This is a genomic window from Nonomuraea sp. NPDC050556 (assembly GCF_044457355.1).
Classification (GTDB): domain Bacteria; phylum Actinomycetota; class Actinomycetes; order Streptosporangiales; family Streptosporangiaceae; genus Nonomuraea.
The window spans coordinates 593,974-612,772 of record NZ_JBITGU010000004.1; the positions used below are offsets into that span (position 1 = coordinate 593,974).

General features: G+C 72.6%; 12 protein-coding genes. 5 read left to right on the forward strand and 7 right to left on the reverse strand.

Annotated features, from left to right (window positions below; translation table 11 throughout):
• Positions 1-32: 32 nt before the first annotated feature.
• The gene (locus ACIBG8_RS39870; protein WP_397348404.1) at positions 33-1,475 is read left to right on the forward strand and encodes a BTAD domain-containing putative transcriptional regulator; all 1,443 of its coding nucleotides are present in this window, start codon (positions 33-35) and stop codon (positions 1,473-1,475) included.
• Here ACIBG8_RS39870 and ACIBG8_RS39875 read toward each other — a convergent pair.
• Genes ACIBG8_RS39875 through ACIBG8_RS39885 form a run of 3 tightly spaced genes read right to left on the reverse strand, consistent with a single transcriptional unit; the run spans position 1,467 to position 7,060 of the window.
• On the reverse strand, positions 1,467-4,280 hold the full coding sequence (locus ACIBG8_RS39875; protein ID WP_397348405.1) for a BTAD domain-containing putative transcriptional regulator: 2,814 nt from the start codon (positions 4,278-4,280) through the stop codon (positions 1,467-1,469). The two genes, ACIBG8_RS39870 and ACIBG8_RS39875, sit on opposite strands and share 9 nt — an antisense overlap.
• Positions 4,280-6,091: a potassium transporter TrkA gene (locus ACIBG8_RS39880; protein WP_397348406.1), complete on the reverse strand. Its 1,812-nt coding sequence runs from the start codon at positions 6,089-6,091 to the stop codon at positions 4,280-4,282. Before ACIBG8_RS39880 ends, ACIBG8_RS39875 begins: the two co-directional genes overlap by 1 nt.
• A 3-nt stretch (positions 6,092-6,094) precedes the next feature.
• Positions 6,095-7,060: a hypothetical protein gene (locus ACIBG8_RS39885; protein WP_397348407.1), complete on the reverse strand. Its 966-nt coding sequence runs from the start codon at positions 7,058-7,060 to the stop codon at positions 6,095-6,097.
• 127 nt (positions 7,061-7,187) lie between these two features.
• On the opposite strand from ACIBG8_RS39885, the gene ACIBG8_RS39890 reads away from it, so the two are divergent.
• Positions 7,188-8,972, forward strand: coding sequence for a BTAD domain-containing putative transcriptional regulator (locus tag ACIBG8_RS39890; RefSeq protein ID WP_397348408.1), 1,785 nt, complete (start codon positions 7,188-7,190; stop codon positions 8,970-8,972).
• 75 nt (positions 8,973-9,047) lie between these two features.
• Positions 9,048-9,884 carry a DUF4344 domain-containing metallopeptidase gene (locus ACIBG8_RS39895; RefSeq protein WP_397348409.1) on the forward strand — a complete coding sequence of 279 codons (837 nt, stop codon included), beginning with the start codon at positions 9,048-9,050 and terminating at the stop codon, positions 9,882-9,884.
• Here ACIBG8_RS39895 and ACIBG8_RS39900 read toward each other — a convergent pair.
• Positions 9,874-10,308, reverse strand: a complete 435-nt coding sequence (locus tag ACIBG8_RS39900) for a GNAT family N-acetyltransferase (protein ID WP_397348410.1) — start codon at positions 10,306-10,308, stop codon at positions 9,874-9,876. The genes ACIBG8_RS39895 and ACIBG8_RS39900 overlap by 11 nt on opposite strands.
• A 42-nt stretch (positions 10,309-10,350) precedes the next feature.
• On the opposite strand from ACIBG8_RS39900, the gene ACIBG8_RS39905 reads away from it, so the two are divergent.
• Positions 10,351-11,415: a hypothetical protein gene (locus ACIBG8_RS39905; protein WP_397348411.1), complete on the forward strand. Its 1,065-nt coding sequence runs from the start codon at positions 10,351-10,353 to the stop codon at positions 11,413-11,415.
• Positions 11,416-11,709: 294 nt separating this feature from the next.
• Here the strand turns inward: ACIBG8_RS39905 and ACIBG8_RS39910 are convergent, their stop codons facing one another.
• A complete protein-coding gene (locus tag ACIBG8_RS39910; protein WP_397348412.1) occupies positions 11,710-14,460 on the reverse strand; it encodes a BTAD domain-containing putative transcriptional regulator in 2,751 nt (916 codons plus the stop codon).
• Positions 14,417-16,231, reverse strand: a complete 1,815-nt coding sequence (locus tag ACIBG8_RS39915; protein ID WP_397348413.1) for a BTAD domain-containing putative transcriptional regulator — start codon at positions 16,229-16,231, stop codon at positions 14,417-14,419. The genes ACIBG8_RS39910 and ACIBG8_RS39915 overlap by 44 nt, the downstream gene beginning before the upstream one ends.
• 103 nt (positions 16,232-16,334) lie before the next feature.
• Between ACIBG8_RS39915 and ACIBG8_RS39920 the strand changes: the two genes are divergently transcribed.
• Positions 16,335-17,021, forward strand: a complete 687-nt coding sequence (locus ACIBG8_RS39920) for a TIGR00266 family protein (RefSeq protein ID WP_397348414.1) — start codon at positions 16,335-16,337, stop codon at positions 17,019-17,021.
• On the opposite strand, the gene ACIBG8_RS39925 is transcribed toward ACIBG8_RS39920, so the two are convergent.
• On the reverse strand, positions 16,985-18,760 hold the full coding sequence (locus ACIBG8_RS39925; RefSeq protein ID WP_397348415.1) for a hypothetical protein: 1,776 nt from the start codon (positions 18,758-18,760) through the stop codon (positions 16,985-16,987). The two genes, ACIBG8_RS39920 and ACIBG8_RS39925, sit on opposite strands and share 37 nt — an antisense overlap.
• Between the last annotated feature and the right edge of the window lie 39 nt (positions 18,761-18,799).

Below are 18,799 nucleotides of genomic sequence, written 5' to 3' on the forward strand. Positions count from 1 at the left end.
CGGTGCGACCCAAATGCTGACAATAAGATCGTATGGCGGAAAAGCTGGAATTCTCCTTGCTGGGGCCGGTCCGAGGCTGGCGTGACGGCAGGGAACTCGACCTGGGCTCCCCGCAGCAGCGTTCGCTGCTGGCGGTGCTGCTGCTTGCCGAAGGCCGGGCGGTAGGGCTCGCCCAGCTGGTCGACGCGCTCTGGGGCGACGACCCGCCGACCAGCGCGATCGGCACCGTCCGCACCTACGTCTCCCGCCTGCGCGCCGTCATCGGCGGCGACCGGCTCACCTCCCTCGGCAACGGCTACAGCGCGTACGGCGAGCTGGACGTGACCCGCTTCGCCGACCTGGCGGCCAGGGCGGAACGCACCTCCGACGCCGCCGTCGCCCTGCGGCTCCTGCGCGAGGCGCTCGACCTGTGGCAGGGCGAGCCGCTGTCCGGCCTGCCGGGCACGTACGTGGACGCGCAGCGGGTGCGCCTGGCCGAGCTGCGGTTCAGCATCCAGGAGCGGCGCGTGTCCATCGACCTGGCGGCGGGACGGCACCGCGAGGTGATCGGCGAGCTGAGCACGATGTGCGCCGAGCACCCGCTGCGCGAGCGGCCGCGCGCGCTGCTCATGCTGGCGCTGGCGCGGGCGGGCAGGCAGGTGGAGGCGCTCGACGTCTACGCCGACGCCAGGCGGCTGCTGGCCGAGGAGCTCGGCGTCGATCCCGGCCCCGAGCTGGCCGCGACGCACGCCAAGGTGCTGGCCGCCGACGCGTCTCTGGCGTGGCCGTCGCCTTCCGCGCCGCGCGCACGCACGGGTACGGCTCCGCGCCAGCTTCCCGCCGACATCGCCGACTTCACCGGCCGGGCCGTACAGCAGGAAAGGCTCGTCCGCGCGTTGCGTTCCGGCGGGCTGGCCACAGTCGGCGGGGTGGGCGGCGTGGGCAAGACGGCGCTGGCCGTGCACGTGGCGCACGCCGTCGCGCGGGAGTTCCCCGACGGGCAGCTCTACGCTGACCTGCACGGCGCCACCGACGTGCTCGCCGGATTCCTCCGCGCCCTGGGGGTCGATCCCGGCGAACCGGGCGAGCGCGCGGCGCTCTTCCGTGCCACGGTCGCCGAGCGGCGGCTGCTGGTGCTGCTCGACAACGCCACGGACGCGGACCAGGTGCGGGCGTTGCTGCCCGGTTCCGTAGGGTGTGCCGTCCTGGTGACGGCCAGGGAACGGCTCACCGGTCTCCGGGCGGACGTCCACGTCGAGCTGGACGGGCTCAGCCCCGGCGAGGCGTTCGCGCTGTTCTCCAGGATCGTCGGCGAGTCGAGGACCGCGGCCGAGCGGTCGGCGGCGGCGGACACCGTCGCCGCCTGCGACCACCTGCCGCTCGCCGTCCGGGTGGCGGCGTCGCGGCTGGCGGCCAGACCGGCGTGGACGGTGGCCCACCTGCGCGACCGCCTGGCCGACGAGCGCAGGCGGCGCGAGCCGCTGGTCCTACACTGACGCGGCGGCGAGCAGGTCGCGCACGTCGGACGCCTCGGGCAGCGACAGCCGTTCGAAGATCTCCAGCGCCTCCGCCAGGCAGGCGCGCGACCTGGCGGGCTGCCCGAGCTCGCCCAGCGCCCGGCCCAGCACGGTGAGCGTCATCCCCTGGCCCCAGTCGTCGCCCGCCTCCGTGACGACGGCGAGCGCGTCCTCCGCGCAGTCGACGGCGCGGCTCGGCAGGCCGATGGCCAGGTAGGTTTCCGCCATCCTGAACAGCACGGCCCCCTCCCACGTGCGCTGCTTGAACCGCCTGAACTCGGTCAGCGCCTGGTCGAGCCGGTCCAGCGCCTGCTCTGGACGGCCGGCGGAACGCAGCACGATCGCCAGCTGGTAGTCGGCGTTCGGATCCGGCCGCCCCTCCCCCAGGGCGACGACGATGCGGTTGGCCTCCTCCGCCGCCTCGACGGCCTCGGCGAACCGGCCCGCCTCGGCCAGCGCGCGGGCCAGGTTGCTGAGCCCGAGCGACAGGTCGGCCAGGTCGCCCCGCTCCCGCCACACCTCGACGGCCTGGCCGTACAGGTCCAGCGCGTCCTCGTTGTCGCGCCTGGCCATCGCGGCGAGCGCGAGCAGGTTGAGCGAGTCCGCGTAGGTGTCGTCGTCGCCGGCGCGGAGGCTCAGCTCGCGCGCCGTCCTGCCGTCGTCCTCCGCGCCGTCGATCAGCCGCCGGTTCATCCTGGTCGTGCCGCGCAGGCACAGCGCCCTGGACTGGGCGACGAGGTCGCCGCGCTCGACGGCCGCGGCCACGAGCAGGTCGGTGAGCCGCTCGTACCCGGCCGGGTCGGACTCGAAGCCGAGCGCGTCCGAGGCCATGTCGAGCAGCTGGATGACCTGCGTCAGGCTCGTCCCGTGCGCGTGGGCCGCCTGCTCGACGCAGCTCATGATGGTGGCCTCCTCCTCGTCGGCCCAGTCGACCGCCGCCTCCTCGTCGGCGAACGCGAGACCGGGACGCGACGTGCTGACCTCCTCCGGGCGGCGGTCGCCGGGATAGGCGAAGCGGAAGGCAGCGCTCATCGTGGCCAGCAGGAACTCCAGCAGCCTGGACAGCGCCGCCTCACGCACCTCCTCCTCGACCTTGGACCTGGCGTAGATGCGCAGCAGGTCGTGGAAGCGGTAGTGGGCGGGCGACGGCGACTCCAGCATGCTCACGTCGACCAGCGCCTCGCACACGTCCTCCGCCTCGTCGACGTCCAGGTCGAGCAGCGCCGCAGCGGCGCTGAGCGACACGACGGGCGCGTCGGGCACCGACAGCAGGCGGAAGGCGCGCTGGTGGGCCGCGTCGAGCTGGTCGTAGCCGAGCGAGAAGGTGGCCTCGACGGCCAGGTCTCCCGTGCGCAGCTCGGCGAGCCTGCGCCGCTCGTCGGCCAGCCGGTCGCGCATCCTGGCCACGCTCCAGTTGGGCCTGGCGGCCAGCCGCGCGGCCGCGATCCTGATCGCCAGCGGCAGGAAGCCGCACGCCGCTACCAGGTCCATCGCCGCGCCGCGCTCGGCGCGCGCACGCGCGTCACCCACGATCCTCGTGAACAGCTCCAGCGCGTCCACCGGGCCAAGCACCTCCAGATCGACCTGGCGCGCACCGGTCAGGCCGATCAGCCGCGCCCTGCTGGTCGCCAGCACCGCGCAGCCCGCCGCGCCGGGCAGCAGCGGCCTGACCTGCCCGATGCCCTCGGCGTTGTCGAGCAGCACCAGCACCCGCAGGTCCGCCAGCATCGACCGGTAGAGCGCCGCCCGCTCGGCCAGCTCCTCCGGCGGGTCCTCCACCCCGAAGGCGCGCAGGAACGAGGCGAGCACCGCGCCGGGCTCCGCGGGGTGCGGGCTCGACCCGCGCAGGTCGACGAAGAGCTGGCCGTCCGGGTAGTCGTCCACCAGCTGATGGGCGACGTGTACGGCGAGCGTCGTCTTGCCGACCCCGCCCGCCCCGGCCACCGCCGAGATGACCAGCGCCGAGGCGTCGCCGGACCGCAGCGCGCCCACCATGTCGGCGAGCTCGGACTCCCGCCCGGTGAAGTCGGCCGCGTCGGCGGGAAGCTGCCTCGGCACCCGGTTCACCAGGGTGTGCTGCTGCTTGGACGTCAGCGACGGGTCGGCGCTGATGATCTGCTGGTAGAGCTGCGCCAGCTCGGCAGAGGGGTCGATGCCGAGCTCCTCGGCCAGCAGCTCCCTGGTGTCGGTGAAGACGCCGATCGCCTCCGCCTGCCTGCCCGACCGGTAGAGGGCCAGCATCAGCAGGCCGCGCAGCCGTTCCCTGGTGGGGTGTTCCGCGCTCAGGGCGTTCAGCTCGGAGACGACCTCGGCGTGCCTGCCCTGCTCGACGTCGAGGGCGAGCCTGCGTTCGAGTACGGCCAGCCGGCGCTCGGCCAGCCTGGCCCGCTGCGCCTCCACGTAGAGGCCGTCGAGCCCGCCCAGCGGCTCGCCCTGCCACAGCGCTGCCGCCTCGGCGTACCGCTCCTCCGCGTAGAGCCGCTCCATGACGGCCAGGTCGCACTCGCCCACGCGGATCGCGTACCCGTCGCCCACGGACGCGATCACCTCGCCGCCGAGCACCGCGCGCAGCCGCGACACGTAGGTGCGCAGCGTGCTCAGCGCCGAGCGCGGCTGCGCCTCGCCCCACACCATGTCGATCAGCTGGTCGTGACCGATCGTCCTGCCCTCGGCCAGGACCAGCGCGGCCAGCACCAGGCGTTGCTGCGGCGAGCCCAGCTCCACCTCGGCCTCGCCCCGCCAGGCACGGACCGGCCCCAGCAGCGAGAACGTCAGATCACCCATCACCCCTCCGAAAGTACGATCACCCGATCGTCCTGGCTGAAGACCAGGGACTGCGATTTGGGCGGGTTGAGCACGACCCCGTACGCGGGCGCCCTGCCGAAGTCCGCGGCCAGCCGGTAGCCGATCGCGGTCTCGCCGCGCCGCCTGGCCGACTCGATCAGCGTCGCGAACGTGGCGGGCGTGCCAGGCACGACGTAGTCGTCAGCGGGCTTGAGGTAGATCTCCGAGCCCTCGTGCGAGAACAGGTGGTCGAAGACCTGCGCCAGGTGCCTGTTCTCGGCGAGCTGGGTGAGCAGCAGGCTGACCAGCTTGCCGCCCACCACGAAGTCGTCCGCCTGCGCCACCTCGGCGAGCCTGCGGTTGCGCTCGTCGTTCATCTCGCTGACGATCGCGCAGCCGGTGCGCATGTCGCGCAGGTGCAGGAGCGTCACCAGAGTGCGCGCGTCGGCCTTCTGCGCGTCGTAGGCCTCGTCGGACAGCACGATGGCGTGGTCGTAGGCGGCCACGTTCAGCGCTTCGAGCGCGGTGCGGCTGGTGGTGTCGCACTCCTTGGAGGTCACCAGGACGCCGGGGATCTCCTCGGGCGGCGGCCCGGCCAGGTGGATCTCCGAGCCGGGCATCAGGTACGGGCCGAGCTCGCGCAGGATCCGCCGCCTGCGGCTGTTGCTGCCCAGGATGAGGGTCCTGGACGGCTCCCGCGACGTGGTGCGCGCCTCCCTGATCGCCCCGGTGACGACCGTGGGCGGCGCGCCGGCGAGCCTGATGGCCGAGTCGTCGGGGGCGATGACGATCATCTGGTCGCCGTTGCCGATCACCGTGGCGCTCGGCGGGTTGATCAGCACCCGGCCGTCGTCGGCGCGGATCCCGATCGGGGTCGCGCTGTCGTAGGCGAACAGGGCCTCGCCGTACATCCTGCCGACGAGGGCGGGCTCGGCCCTGATGTAGATCTCGTCGCCGTCGAAGTCGAGCAGGTCGGTGTAGACGGCCGACAGCCCGGACTGGCGGCACGACTGCACGACCAGCCTGGCCGCGATGTCCTGGGAGTCGATCACCTCGGCGTGCAGCCCGCCGGCCAGGCGCGCGGCGGCCAGGTTGTCGCTGTCGGAGACGGCCGCGATGACCGGCGGGCGACCGCCGGTCCAGGCCCGGTTGCCGAGCGCCAGCAGGGTCCTGATCAGCTCGGCGTCGTCGGTGGGCAGCACGAGGACGGAACCGGCCGCGTCCGGGCTGACGAGGTCGAGCGCGGACGGCTCGGCCGGGTCGCCGCTGCGGCACACGATGCGCGTCGTGCCGGTGTCGCCCAGCCTGGCGCGCAGCTCCTCCTCCATCTCGACCTTGTCCCTGTCGGCCAGGACGGCCACGACCGAGCGCTTCTCGCTCTCCTTGGCCTTGACCAGCTCGGCGACGATCGCGAAGATCTCCTCCGACCAGCCGAGGACGATCGTGTGGCCCTTCTCGACGACGCGAGAGCGCCCTTTGCGCAGCGATTCGAGCTTGTTGTCGAGGCCCGCGCTGAGCACGCCGACCAGGGCGCTGACGATGAACAGGCCGCCGATGGTGACGACCAGCATCATGAAGACGAAGAACGGACGCTGATCGTCGCCGCCCATGGTGCCCGGGTCGAGCGTCCGCAGCAGGCTCATCCAGGCGACTTTGTACCAGGGCAGGTCTCCGTCGCCGGAGAAGGGGAAGGCGATCACGGTCGCGACGAGGATCATGACCGCGGAGACCACCGCCAGCCAGCCGATGAGGGCCGGGGTGCCCTTCGACATCGTGTTGTCGAACCAGTAGCGCAGGCGCTCTCGGGACATCGGTTATTGCCCCTTGTTGGCGTAGCCGCAGGGCTCGACTTCCTGGGTGCCGCCGTTGGTGAAGTCGGGGTCGAGCTCGATCTGACCCAGCAGGGTCGCCTCGATCGGCCGCCTGACGGTCTCCATGGTGCCGCAGTTGTAGAGGAGGTAGGCCCCCTCCTTCTCGCCCAGCACCAGCGCCCGGTCGTCGTCCTTGATGACGGCCTTGTTGTCGCCGTCGTGCACGGTGGCCCACTGGTTCCTGAAGCCGACCAGGTCGAGGAAGCCGTTGCCGTTGCCGTTGGTGTGGATGTCCTGGGCGCCCGCGACCATGCCGACCACCACGAGGAAGCCGAGGCCGACGCCGAACAGGGCGCCCGTCATGACCTTCATCCCGGCCCTGCTGCCCGACTTGCGGCGCATGACCCGGTAGGGGATCAGCAGGCCGACGACCGCGATCAGCAGCGCCTGCATGCCCGCCCCGCTCAGGGAGAGTTCGTTCCCGAGGAAGTCGCCGTGGATGTAGAGGTAGACCCAGTAGCCGAAGCCGGACAGGGCGGCGCCGACGAGCGCGGCGATCCAGGGGTTCTCCCTGAGCTTGCCGGTCAGGCGGCCGACGGCTCCCTTGGTGACGAGGTTGAGCAGCCAGGAGAGGGCGACGCCCACGCCGATCACGGGGATCAGGATGAGGAAGACCTGGACCAGGGTGCCGATCAGGCGGGCGAAGATCGTGGACTGGTCCATGCCCGCCTGCTCGGGGGTCACGCCGAAGACCCCGTAGACCTCCTGGATGCCGAGGTAGAGCATCGCGTAGAGGGAGACGGCGACGGGGACGGCGATGGAGCCGATCTTCTCGACCACTTCGAGCACGCTGCCCTTGGTGGACGCGGCCGGCGGCTGCTCGACGGGCTCCATCGGCTCGGCCGGGGTTTGCGGCGGCGCGGGCACGGGAACGTAAGCCTGTTCTGGCGAAAAAGGCTGATAAGTCATGAAGCCTGAATATGGGCCCTCCTGCTCGACACCTGGTTGACGGGAGATAAACGTCCCCGTCCATCTCCCGTCTATGCCGATGCAATGTCATGCGTGCCGCTCCCCGAACCCCCATGGAAGGCAACACGTGAGCGGCCTTCGCTTCGCCGTACTGGGCCCTGTCCGCGCCTGGCGCAACGGTCTCGAGCTGGACGTCGGCGCCCCGCAGCAGCGGGCGTTCCTCGCCCTCCTGCTCTTACGCAGCAACCGCATCGTGCTGCTCGCCGACGTGCTGACCGCGCTGTGGGGCGACGCGCCGCCGCCGAGCGCGGTGGCCACCGTACGGACCTATGCCTCGCGCCTGCGCCGGGTGCTCGAACCTGAGCGCGGCGCGGGCGAGCGGCCCGCGATCGTGCTGGCCGCCGACGGCGGCTACCTGGCCAGGGTCGCGCCGGAGGCCGTCGACCTGCACGAGTTCGAGACCAAGACGGCAGCGGCCGAGCAGGCGCGCGCGCACGACGATCCGCAGGAGGCGGCCAGGCTGCTCAGCGCCGCGCTCGACCTGTGGCGCGGGGAGCCGCTGGCGGGGGTGCACACGGCGTTCGCGGACGCGCAGCGGTCGTGGCTGTCCGAGCGCAGGCTGGCGGCGCTGGAGGCGAGGATCGACGCCGAGCTCGCTGCGGGCAGGCACACCGAGATCATCGGCGAGCTGCGCACCCTGGTGGCCGACGAGCCTTTGCGCGAACGGCTGCGCATCCTGCTGATGACCGCGCTCTACCGGTCGGGACGGCAGGCGGAGGCGCTCGACGCCTACGCGGAGGCGCGCCGCGTGCTGGTCGCTGAGCTGGGCATCGAACCGGGGTCCGAGCTGCGCGAACGGCACCGGCAGATCCTGGCGGGAGAGCTGACGTCCGCGCCCGTCCCCGTGCTGCGTCCCCTGCGACCGACCCCTGCCCAGTTGCCGCCCGACATCGGGGACTTCACCGGCAGGACGGCCGAGCTCAAGCATCTGCGCGAGATCCTCACCGCCGCCGACCCGGCCGCGCTCCCCGTGTGCGTGGTGTCCGGAATGGCCGGGTCGGGCAAGACCACGATCGCGCTGCACCTGGCGCACAGCGTGCGCGAGCACTTCCCCGACGGTCAGCTCTACGCGGACCTGCGCGGCGTCGCCGACCCCTGCCAGGTGCTCGGCGCGTTCCTGCGCGCGCTCGGCGTGCCGGGCGAGAGCGTGCCCACCGGCATGGGCGAGCGGGCCGGGCTGTTCCGCTCGCTGCTCGCCGACCGGCGGGTCCTCGTGGTGCTCGACGACGCCAGCGACGCCGAGCAGGTCAAGCGGCTGCTGCCGGGAAGCGCGGGCTGCTCGGTGCTGGTCACCGGGCGCACCCGCCTGCTCGGGCTGGTCGCGGACGCGCGGGTCGACCTCGGGGTGTTCCCGTTCGAGGACGCTCTGGCGCTCTTCTCGCGGATCGCCGGGGCCGAGCGCACCACCGTGGAGCTCCAGGCGGCGGGCGAGGTCGTGCGGCACTGCGGGCTGCTGCCGCTGGCGGTGCGGGTCGCGGCCGCACGGCTCACCGCCAGGCCCACCTGGACGGTGTCGCGGCTGGCCGGGCGGCTGGCCGACGCCTCGCGCAGGCTGGAGGAGCTGCGGGCGGTCGTGGCGGCCTTCGCCTCCGGGTACGAGCGGCTGGAGCCCGAGCTGGCCAGGGCGTTCCGGCTGCTGGCCGTACAGCGGGAGTTCTCCGCCCCCGCGGCTGCCGCCACGCTCGGGCTGCCCGAGTGCAGGGGCGAGGAGCTGTGCGAGGCGCTGGTCGACACCGGGCTGCTGGAGTCGCCTGAGCCCGGACGCTACCGCTATCACGAGCTGCTGCGCCTCTACGCGACCCGCGACGACGAGCCCGGACAGGGCGCTGGACGGCTGTGCCTCATTCGCTGACCGCTTGTCCATCGTCCGTCAAGATCACTGGTGGACAGTCCTGGGGTCGAAGGAAAGTGTCTTAGGAGACCCCTCATGAACATGAACAAGCTGGCCCTCGGGACGGGCGCGCTGCTTCTCGCCGCCACGCTGACCGCATGCGGCGGCTCCGCCGACGCCCCGGTCGCGGCCAAGAAGTCGACCGCCGCCACCGCGGAGGCCGAGCCCGCCGGCAAGGCCACGGTGGTGTACGGCGACGCGACCACGGACACCGCGACCCAGGGGCTGGACGTGCTGAAGAGCAGCGGCGTGATGGAGGCGTTCACCAAGTTCCTGAACGACACCTTCAAGCTGCCCCAGGACGTCACCGTCGCGGGCGAGCAGTGTGACGCGGTCAACGCCTTCTACACGCCGGACGAGAAGAAGATCACCGTCTGCTACGAGCTGGCGATCGACGGCTACACCCGTTACGCGGAGAAGGCGGAGACCGACAAGGAGAACGAGGAGCACGGCGACGCCAACCTCCTGGACACCGTCTACCACGAGCTCGGGCACGCGGTCATCGACTGGTACGACCTGCCCGCCCTCGGCAAGGAGGACGACGCCGCCGACCAGCTCTCCGCCTACCTGCAGACGCTGGAGATCGAGAACACGGGCGACGACTCCACCGCCGTGCAGACGATCACCTACTACTTCGACACGGCGCAGGACCAGGACAGGGCGTCGCTGCCCTTCTACGACGAGCACTCCATGGACGAGCAGCGCGCCTTCAACTACATGTGCTGGATCTACGGCTCAGACCCCAAGGCCTACGCCTCCTGGGTGGACGACAAGGAGGGGCTGCCCGAGGCCCGCGCCGAGCGTTGCCCCGGCGAGTACGAGAAGCTCTCCAACGCCTGGAACAAGCTCCTCGAGCCGCACATCAAGGGGTGATCTGGTACAGGATGAACCCCCTGTTGACCGCCACCTGGTCGTACAGGCGACGGGCGGTGGCGTTGGTCTCCTGGGTCGACCAGTAGACACGGCTGCACCCGCGCTCCCACGCCCAGTCGGTGACGGCCGCGATCAGCGCCCGCGCCGCCCCCTTGCCCCTGGCCTCCTCGGCGGTGAACAGGTCCTGCAAATAGCAGACGTCCGCCGCGGTGGTGCTGGCGTGCACGAGGAAATGGGTGATCCCGACCAGCCGCCCGTCGAGCTTCGCGCCCAGGGCGTGCATGACGGTGTCGTCCTGGAAGGCCGTCCACGCCCGGTCGAACGCCTCCTGCGGCAACGTCCGCCCGTAGAAGGTGTTGTAGCCGGTGAACAGCTCCTCCCAGGCGGGCCTGTCCGCCGGGGTGAGCTTGCCGATGGTGATCACGGGAACCCCTTAATGTCGGTGCGGCCTGACACGATGCCAGACATGGCCCAACCGCTCAAAGAGATGATCAACGCGACCTCCGTCGGCGCCCTCGCCGACGGGCTGGCGTCGGCCTGGGCGCCGTTCCCCCGCGACCGCTTCACCGCCGCCGCGCTGTCGGGTCTGGACGGGCTGGAGCTCAAGGACCGGGTGCGGCACGTGTCCACGGCGCTCGGCGACGCGCTGGCGCTGCCGTTCACCGACGCCGCCGCCGCGCTGCGGGAGAGCGCGGCGGGGCTCGACATGTGGAGCGGGTGGCCGGCCACCGACTACGTCGCCACCCACGGCCTCGACCACCTCTCCGCGTCGATGGCCACCCTGGCGGCGCTCACCCCGCACGCGACGGCGGAGTTCGCCGTGCGGCCCTACCTCGAGCGTTACGAGCACGAGGCTCTGTCGATCATGTGCGGCTGGGCCGAGTCCGACGACGAGCACCTGCGGCGGCTGGCCTCCGAGGGTTCCCGGCCGCGGCTGCCGTGGGCGTCGCGGGTGCGGTGGCTGATGGCTCCGGGGCCGACGTACCCCATCCTCGAGCGGCTGCGCGACGACCCGAGCGGCTATGTGCGGCGGTCGGTGGCCAACCACGTGAACGACCTGACGAAGGACCACCCGGCGGAGGCGCTCGCCCTGCTGGCGCGGTGGCAGGGCGAGGGCGGTTCCCACCTGGAGGCGGTGCTGCGCCACGCGGTCCGCGGCCTGCTCCGCGCGGGCCACACGGACGCGCTGTCCCTGGTCGGCGCCACGCCGGGGTCGGGGACCGTGGACTCGTTGGAGCTGGCTGTGACCGAGGTCCCGGTCGGCGCCCACCTCCCGTTCACGGTCACGATCACGGCGGGTACGGCGGGGCCGCTCGTGCTGCGGTATGCCGTGGTGCGGGACGGGTCCCGCCGCGTCTTCCACCTCGCCGAGCGGACGGCGACGCCTGAGGTGCGCACGTTCACGATCACCAAGCGCCACAGCTTCCGCCCGGTCACCACCCGCGTCGAACCGCCCGGCCCGCGCACCCTGGAGATCATCGTCAACGGCCACCCCCGCGCCACGGCCCCCTTCACCCTGACGCCGTCTTGAGAGACATGAGCTCGTAGGGGCCGCCGCTCAGCTCGCCGAGCCACACCCCCCACGCGAGCACTACGTGGGCGGACCTCGCACGCCTCCGGGCCCCATCCCGGGAAACGCACCACGCGGTGCCGCCCACCCGGCGTGTTGCCCCGCCCAGGCCTCGCCCGCTCGTGGGTTATTGCCATCGGCGGGCTTATCACACGCCCGACTGCCCAGAGCTCACCCGCTCTCGAGGGAGCCTCACCGTCACCTGCGGTCGTGCTCTCCTCTAGCCCCTACCCCAGGGACGAGTGGGGTGGCGGGTCAGACCAGGATGCGGACGTCCTCCGCGTCCGGGAGGTCCAGCCGTTCGAAGATCTCCAAAGCCTCCCCCAAACAAGCGTGCGCCCGCCCCCCAGCCCCCAGCTCCGTCAACGCCCGCCCGATCGCCAGCAACGCCTTCCCCTGCCACACCTCGTCCCCGCACTCGATGAGCAGCGCCAACCCCTCCTCCCCCCTCTCCAACGCCTCCTGCGGACGCCGCAAATCCAGCAGAACCCCAGCCATCCGCACCAGCACCGACCCCATCCACTCCCGCTGCCGCAGCTCGCTGAACCCCGCCAGCGCCGAGCTGAACAGCGACAGCGCCTCGGCAGACTCCCCCGCCGCCGCCAGCACGAGCGCGTAGCTGTAGTCCCCGTTGGCCCCCGCGTTCCCCCCGTGGATGACCTGCTTGAGCTCGTAGGCCCGCCGCGCCGCCGCCAGCCCGTCCCCGCCCATCGCCGACAGCACCACCGCGATGTTCCCCTGCACCGAGGCCTCCTCCGCCAGGTCCCCCCGCGCCTTCGCGATGGCGCCCGCCGACGTCAGCAGGTCGATGGCCTCCGCATAGGACCTGGCGTAGTAACCGAGCAACGCGAGCTGCGACAGGCAGTAGCCGTACAACCGCGTGTCCCCGCACGCCAGAGCCAGGTCCCGCGCGGCCATCGCCTCCTTGCGCGACGTCTCCGGGTCCATCGTGTAGAGCGTGCTGCGGTTGTACCGGGCGAACGCCTCAGCCGCGACGTCCCCGCGCTGGATGGCCGCGTCCAGCAGCAGCCCCAGCGTGTCGCCGAAGGCGCCGACGTCGCCCATGAGGTTGCCGACGAGCTCCAGCAGGTGGGCCAGGCCGTACAGGTCGTGGAAGGGGATCGCCTGCTGCACCAGGCTCAGCAGCGACTCCGACTCCTCGATCAGCCACCCGATGCCCAGGGACGGCGCCGCGCCCGGCTGCGGGGACAGGCGGCCTGGATAGCGCTGCCGGTAGACGGCCTCGACGGTCTGCGTGTAGAAGCCCAGCGCCCTGACCAGCGCCTCCTGCGCTGAGGGTTCCTCCTGCCCCCGCGCGAAGACCTTGAGCAGGTCGTGGAAGTGGTAGCGGCCGGGCGACGGCGACTCCAGCATGCTGAGGTCGACGAGCGCCTCGCACAGGTCCTCCGCCTCGAACCGGTCCACGCCGAGCAGCGCCGCGGCGACGGGCAGCGCGACGGTGGCCGCCTCGGGCAGGGCGAGCAGCCGGAACGCCCTGGACAGCGGCGCGGGCAGCTGGTCGTACCCGAAGGAGAACGACGCTTCCACGGCCAGGTTGCCTGTCCTGAGCTCGGCCAGCCGCCTGCGCTCGTCGGCGAGCCTGTCGCGCAGCCGCGCGATGCTCCACTGCGGCCTGGCCGCCAGCCGGGCGGCGGCGATCCTGATGGCCAGCGGCAGGAACCCGCACGCCGCGACCAGGTCCATGGCCTGCCCGTGCTCGTTCCTGACCCGTTCCTCCCCGGCGACCTTGGCCAGCAGCGCCAGCGACTCGACCGGGCTGAGGACCTCCAGGTCGACCTGGCGCGCCCCGCCCAGCCCGACGAGCCTGGCCCTGCTGGTGACGAGCACGGCGCAGCCGGGCGCACCGGGCAGCAGCGGCCGCACCTGCGCGGCGGACACGGCGTTGTCGAGGACGACGAGCATCCTGCGCTCGGCCAGCAGCGAGCGGAACAGCGCCGAGCGCTCCTGGGTCGCCTCGGGCAGCTCCTCCTCTCCGAGCGCGCGCAGGAACGCCCCGAGCACGGCGCCGGGCGCCGACGTGCCCTGGAGGTCGACGAAGAGCTGCCCGTCCGGGTAGTGCGCGGCGAGCCGGTGCGCGACGTGCACGGCCAGCGTGGTCTTGCCCACCCCGCCAGGCCCGGCCACGATCGACACGGGCAGTGCGGCCGAGCCGCCGGACAGCGCGGAGACCAGGCACGAGATCTCGGCCGCCCGCCCGGTGAAGTCGGCGACGTCGGCGGGCAGTTGACGCGGGGCGTTGCGCGGCGGCGCGAGCCGGGTGGTGACCGTGCCGCCCAGCTCGGCGTCCGCCGTGATGATCTGCTGGTAGAGCTCGGCGAGCTCGGGCGACGGGTCGATGCCGAGCTCCTCGGCGAGCAGCCGCCGGGTGTCGGTGTAGACGCCGATCGCCTCTGCCTGCCGTCCGGACAGGTAGAGGGCGCGCATGAGCAGCCCCCTGAGCCGCTCGCGCTCCGGGTGCGCGGCGGACAGGCTGGTCAGCTCGGCGACGGTCTCGACGTGCCTGCCGAGCGACAGGTCGGCTTCGATCCTGGCTTCCAGCGCGCTGAGCCGCAGCTCGCCGAGGCGCACCCGCTGGCCCTCCGCGTACGCGCCGGACAGCCCGGCGAGCGGCTCGCCGCGCCACAGGTCGAGCGCGCGGCCGAGCAACGCGCGCGCCTCCTGCGGCCGGGCGTCCCTGGCCTGCGCGACCAGCTCGCTGAAAACGTTTACATCCACTGCCGCGGCAAGTTGGTAGCCGTCGCCGACGGAGACGATCAGCGACGGCCCGAGTACGGCACGCAGCCGCGAGATGTAGGTGCGCAGCGTGCCCATCGCGCTGCGCGGCCGTTCCTGCCCCCAGAGCATGTCGAGCAGCTGGTCGGCGCCGAGCACGCGCCCACCGGCCAGGAGGAGCGCGGCCAGCGTGAGGCGCTGCTGCGGCGAGCCGAGCTCCAGCTCGTCGTCATCCCGCCAGCCGCGGACCGGTCCCAGCACCTCGAAGCGCACCACAGAAGTCTAGACCTCCTTTTTGTCCGGTTTTGATGCGCGGCAGATCATCGAGAATCGCCTGCCGGACGACCGGCTGCGCGAACCGCAAGGGCAGATCGTCGCAGATGAGGCCCATCTCCACCAACACTTCCAGTCCTTCCAGGTCCTCCGGCAGGTCGGAGCCGTCCAGAACGGCGACGGTCCTGGCCAGCTCGGCGGCCCGCGGCCCCGCGTGCCGCAGCCGGTCGGCCACCCATCGCGAGATCGACGCGGGCCGCGCGCCGGCCGCCAGCCCCTTCATGTGCTCGGCCAGCAGGAACGCGTTGCCGCCCGTCTCGCGCAGGCAGGCGGTGACGAACGCGGGCTCGGGCGCCACCCCGAACAGCTCGACCGCCAGCGCGGTAGCCGCGCCCTCCGGCAGGCCGCCCAGCTCGACCGGCCCGAGCAGAGCGCACAGCTCGTCCAGCAGCGCCGGGTCCGCGGCGGGCACGCCGGCCGCCCTGGTCGCGGCGACCACCACGGGCACCCGCCCGATGCGCCTGGCCAGGTAGGCCAGCCAGCGCTGCGACTCGGGGTCGCACCACTGCAGGTCGTCGAGGGCGATCAGCAGCGGCGCCCGCTCTGCCAGCCGTACGGCCAGCCAGTAGAGGGCGTGCAGGACGGCGGAACCACCGGTCGACGGCTGGTTGTGCCACACCACGTCGGCGGCGGGGGCGACGATCCCGCCGAGCACCTCGGCCCGCTCCTCGGCGGGCAGCGCGCACAGCAGCGGCTCGAAGACCTGCCTGGCCACGCCGTACGGATGGTCGCGCTCCAGCGGGTGCGCCTGCGCCCACGCCACGGTGAAGCCGCGCAGCCCGGCCAGCGCCTCGGCGCCGCGCAGCAACTGCGTCTTGCCCGCGCCCGGCTCGCCGTCGAACACCAGGCTGCCGCCCGTCCCCGCCTCGGCCGACGCCAGCGCAGCCCCCGCTGCGGCCAGCTCGTCGTCCCTGCCCAGGCAGCGGATGGGCGTCGGCGCCACGTGGGCGCGCGGCAGCTCCAGGCTGACGGTCTGCGCGAGGATGTCGGCCTCCAGCTGCCGCAGGCCTGGCCCTGGGTCGACGCCCAGCTCCTCGGCCAGGTAGGAGCGCGCGTCGCGGAGCGCGGCCAGCGCGTCGCCCTGGCGCGAGGAGCGGTAGAGGCCGAGGGCCAGCAACCGCCAGCCCTCCTCCCGCGTCGGGTGGCTGCGCGCGTGCGCCTCCAGCTCCGGCACGGCCTCGGCCTGCCTGCCCAGCGTGAGGAGCGTGTCCAGCCTGCGCTCCGTGGCGCCGAGCCGCAGCTCCTCCAGCCTGGCCACCTCGCCCTCCGCCCACAGCGTGTGCGCGAACTCGGCGTAGGCGGGCCCGCGCCACAGGTCGAGCGCCTGGTCGATCAGACCCAGCGCCTGGCGCGGGTCCCTGGCCGTACCTGACTCACGGACGAGTCGCTCGAATCTGGCGGAGTCGAGCGCATCCTCCTCGGTACGGAGCACGTAGCCGCGCGGCTCGGTCACCAGGACGGACGGCTGCGCCCGCCCCTCCACCCGAGGCTCGAGCACGCGGCGCAACTGGCAGACGAACGTGCGCAGCGACGACAGCGCCTGCGGAGGCGCCTCGCCCTCCCACAGGTCGTCGATCAGCCGGTCGATCGGGATGACCTTCCCTCGCGACAGCAGCAGCCGGGCGAGCACCGCCCGGTTGCGCGGCGTGCCCACCTCCAGCCGGTCGTCGTCGCGCCACACTTCCACGGTGCCCAGAACACCAAATCTCATGAGTAACCCCCATCGTCAGGGGCACATCTTGTTGGTCGCCGGTCGACAACCCATATATGAAACGTCAACGCGCTGTTTACGGGCCCCGACCAGCCTCTCCGCCATGAAGACAGAGATCAGGCATCCAGGTTCGTTCGCCGTCGCCCGCTGCTTCCTCGACGGCGGCGAGAGCCTGCGCGTCGAGGCGGGCGCGATGGCGGCCACGAGCGGCGGCGTGCAGCTCCAGGCCAAGATGGAGGGCGGCCTGCTGCGCGGGCTGGCCCGCTCCGCGCTGGGCGGCGAGTCGCTGTTCACCACCCGCTACACCGCCCCGGCCGGCGGCGGCTGGGTGGACATCGCCCACCACCTGCCCGGCGACGTGAAGGTGGCCCCCGTCAGCCGCGACAGGGCGCTGATGCTCACCCGTGGTGCGTGGATCGCCTCGTCCGAGGGCGTGGAGATCGTCACCAAGTGGGGTGGCATGTCGAACCTGATCGGCGGCGAGGGCGGCTTCCTCATCAGGGCAGAGGGCGACGGCGACGTGGTGCTGGGCTGCTACGGCGCGATGGACGTGGTCGAGCTGGCCCCGGGCGAGACGATCACCGTCGACACCGGCCACCTGGTCGCCTACGACGAGACCGTGAAGAGCGACCTGCGCAGGGCGGTCGAGGGCAAGACCATCCAGTCGCTGAAGTCGGGCGAGGGCCTGGTCTTCGACTTCACCGGCCCCGGCCGCATCCTCACCCAGACGAGGAACCCGTCCGCCCTGATCAGCTACCTGACCGCCGAGCTGCCGTTCAAGACGGCCTGAATCTCGGCGGCCCGCGGGTCGTCGTGCCGCTGGAAGATCTCCAGCGCGGAGTCCCAGTCCCGCCTGGCCTGCTCGGCCTCGCCGAGCAGGCTGAGGGTCCTACCCCGCTCGTCGAGCGCCCTGGCCTGCCCCAGCTCGTAGCCGATCTCCCCGAGTACGGCATGCGACCGGGTCGCCGCCTCGACGGACTCGGCCAGCCTGTCCGCCTCGCGCAGCGCCCTGGCCCGCAGGAACAGCGCCCGGCCTGACCACAGCGCGGAGCGCGCCCCGTCGAAGATCGCGACGGACTCCAGCAGCCCGTCGGCCGCCTCGCCGGCGCGACGGGCCTCCATGAGGACGTAGCCCTGGTGGTAGAGGGCGAAGGCGAGGCCCTGCCGGTTGCCGAGGTCGCGCAGCAGGGTGACCGAGCGCCCGGCCACCGCCACCGCCTCGCCCATGTAGCCGAGCTCGGCCAGCTTCGGCGCCATCGTGCTGAGGTGCTGGGCCTCCCCCAGCAGGTCGCCGGTGGAGCGGAACAGTTCCAGCGCCTCCCGGTCGTAGACCATCGCCTCCTCCGGGCTCACCAGAATCATCAGCGTGCTCAGCACGAACTGGTAGGTGCGCAGGTCACCCGCCCCCTTGCTGAGCTCGCGGGCCTGGTGCGCCTCGGCCAGCGCCCGCTCGCCGTCGCTGGTCTGCAGCACGTGCGCGATGCAGGCCCTGGCCATGCCCTCGGCGCGCGCGTCACCCATGGCCCGCGCGACCGGCGCGACCGCCTCCGCTGCCCTGCCGTACTCGGCCAGGTAGTAGCCGGACTCGGACAGGTTGTAGATGGCCACCAGCAGGTCGGCCGCCACGCCTGGCAGCCCGGCCTCCGCGAGCTGGCGCACGGTCGTGTGCAGCAGCCCCGCCTCGACGAGCAGCCAGTCCATGGCCTCGGCCGGGTCGGTGAAGGGAAGCCCGTCCGACTCCGTCGCGCCGAGCGCGGCGATGATCGACTCGTCGTCGTTGATCGCCACGAAGGCGTTGCGCGCCGAGGCGACGAGGAAGTCGGCCAGCCGGTCCAGCGGCGCTTCGCCGCGCGAGCGGGCGAAGACCTTGAGCAGGTCGTGGTAGCGGTAGCGGCCGGGCGAGGGCGATTCGAGCAGGCTGAGGTCGACCAGCGACTCGCACAGGTCCTCGGCGTCGAGCAGGTCCATGTCCAGGACGGCAGCGGCGGCGGGAGCGGGCAGGTCGGCCGCGTCGCTCCCGGCCAGCAGCACGAACGCCCTGGCCTGCGCCTCGGTCAGCTGGTCGAAGCCGAGCGAGAACGACGCCTCCACGCCGAGGTCGCCGACGCTGAGCTCGGCCAGCCTGCGCCGCTCGTCGGCCAGCCGCTCGCCCATCACCGCGATCGGCCATCCGCGCCTGGCCGCCAGGCGCGAACCGGCGATCCTGATCGCCAGCGGCAGGAACCCGCACGCCGCCACCAGGTCCATCGCCGCGCCGCGCTCGGCCGCCACCCGCTCCTCGCCGGCCACCCTGGCCAGCAGGTCGAGTGCCTCGCGCGGGTCGAGCACCTCCAGGTCGACGGCCCTGCCCAGCTCGGCGAGGCGCGCCCTGCTGGTGACGAGTACGGCGCAGCCGGGCGCACCGGGCAGCAGCGGGCGCACCTGCGCGGCCGATTCCGCGTTGTCGAGCAGGAGCAGCAAACGCCGCCCCGCCAGCGTCGAGCGGAACAGCGCGGCGCGCTCGTGGAGCTCCTCCGGCGGCTTGCGCACACCGAGCGCACGCAGGAAAGCCCCCAGTACCGCGCCTGG